Annotated in this window: 2 protein-coding genes; one reads left to right on the forward strand and one right to left on the reverse strand. The window is 41.1% G+C overall.

Translation table 11 applies throughout. The features are described 5' to 3' along the window. Nucleotides 1-250: 250 nt before the first annotated feature. Nucleotides 251-1,459, reverse strand: coding sequence for an IS110 family RNA-guided transposase (locus tag WMO38_RS14940; RefSeq protein ID WP_349163206.1), 1,209 nt, complete (start codon nt 1,457-1,459; stop codon nt 251-253). Between the two features lie 337 nt (nt 1,460-1,796). Here WMO38_RS14940 and WMO38_RS15235 point away from each other — a divergent pair, with 337 nt between their 5' ends. Next, a complete protein-coding gene (locus WMO38_RS15235; protein WP_081021251.1) occupies nt 1,797-2,024 on the forward strand; it encodes an LPXTG cell wall anchor domain-containing protein in 228 nt (75 codons plus the stop codon). The last annotated feature ends 108 nt before the right edge of the window (nt 2,025-2,132 follow it).

Consider the following 2,132-nt stretch of genomic DNA (forward strand, 5'->3'; position numbering starts at 1 on the left):
ATTTCTTTCATTCGTAAGAATGGGCACATTCTGAGAGGAGGTGAGCGTATGCAGGTAAAGGGTTTATTCTTAAATTATAAGAAAAACAGAAGACTTATGCAGTATTTCTTTAAAATAAGAGAGCTGGTATAATGAAAGCCTGCTAATAAAAAGTCAATAGTAAAATGAATTATTTTTATGATTGTGATTTTGGGCACAAGTTTTGAACCGCCATATTTGCCGGTTTGAAGAAAAATGAGTTTAGACTTGGTTATTGCTCTAAATTACGGATGCATTCCTTGACCTTGCCGTAATAGATACGCAGGAACTTATTAGCCCCAGCAGTCATGTAAACATAGTAAGGCTTTCCTTCTGCACGCTTCTTGACAAGAAATTGATATACCTTATCATCTTCAGGAGCTGTTTGAAGCAGTGTAGACATGATTTGAAACAAAGTCTTTCTTAGACGGTTGGAACCGCATTTAGATGCTTTATTACTCTTTGAATTGTGGGTGCCTGACTGATCCACACCTGGGTCTACTCCGGCAAAAGCAGTCAATGCTTCACGATGTGAGAAATTGGAAATATCACCTATTTCTGCTATAAGCTGGGGACCAAAAGTTTTTCCCACGCCATACATGCCCATTACCGTTGTGTATTCGGGCAGAGTAGAAGCAAGTTCATTCATCTTTGAACGTAGTTCTTCTACATGGGAAGAAGCAAGATTAAGCTGCTGAATGCTTTGCTGAATAAGCAGTTTATAAGACGCTTCTTTTGGAAAGACAGCAATAAGGTCTTTGGATGCAAGAAATAGTTCCGCTGGTTTTGCTGGTTGGAAATTATAGTGATGCTTTTTACAGAATGCTTGATAGCGTTCCGTGAATGTTTTTAATCCAATTTTGCGGACACAATCCACATGCCAGAATGAGTAAGCATAATCCACCCATTTTTCACTGCCATCATCGCGGACAGGGCTGTCAAAGAGTTTATTGACACCAGGATAGGTATTATCCAATAGTGCAATCAGGTTAGCCTTAGCGGCAACCTTTTGCTTCATGAAGAAGCTGAATTGTGAGTTTAAAGTTTTTAATTGAGTACGTGTATTATCCATACTTGAATACTGTCGCAGTTCTATCCAGTTGTCAAGAGTATAGCGTGCAATCTTCTTCGCATCAGCAGGGTCGGATTTGACTTTGCGGATGGAGTTGTTGCCAAAGTTCTTGATCAGATGTGGATTGACAGCACTGACAAACAAACCGGCTTCAGAAAGAGTTTTTACCACTGGTTCATGGTAACGCCCGGTGCATTCCAAAACAACATGGGTTTCACCTTCCAGACTGCCAATGTATTTGGCAAGCTCATCCAGTTCACTTGATGTGTGATTAACATTAAAAGGCTTACGAATAATAACACCTGCTGGTTGCAGGACGGCGACGGTGCTCTTGCCTTTTGATACATCAATACCTACTGCGTTGTACATTCTCGTACCTCCGAAAGTGAATTTGTATGGTGTCCAGCTATTTCTCATTGCTTATTCAATCTCCTGGGGTATCAAACGGACGTGCACAGGGCAGTCCAACCTGCATAAATCGAACGGCTGCAAATGATAGGCTGGCTGACTGGCTTTCATACGGACGTCTATTGAGTCCAAGGAGAATACTGTCAGACCGATACCTCATCATTGTACAGCTTTAGCAATAAGAGGGATAGAACCCAACTGGCTGTTGGGGTATCTAAACCCTACACTTATATATTAGGAGGAGTTTAAGATGCACAGAATACGGGACAGTCCTATGTGTCCCGTGCATTACAGATAAATAGTTCACTGCAAGGGTGGATGGCACGATGTAACACTTCGATATGATGATAATGCACCGGATGTTGTTGTAGCAACTCTTAAGCTTGTCAATGTACCGACAGAGCCTAAGCTTCCACAGACAGGAGACAATGCAAATCCGCTTCTTTATCTTGGAATTGGTGCACTTGCACTTATTACAGGTGTTGGAGTCGGACTTCGTGGAAGAAAGAAAAAGAATAAACAGTAACAATTAACCTTGCGGGGAATGTAAGCCAGTGACTTATGTTCCCTGCTTTTTTAGATTAAGGAGGAACCGTAATATGATGAATTACGAGATTTTTAAGGAAGTAGTAAA

It is taken from the genome of Lachnospira hominis (ex Hitch et al. 2025), assembly GCF_040096395.1.
Classification (GTDB): domain Bacteria; phylum Bacillota; class Clostridia; order Lachnospirales; family Lachnospiraceae; genus Lachnospira; species Lachnospira hominis.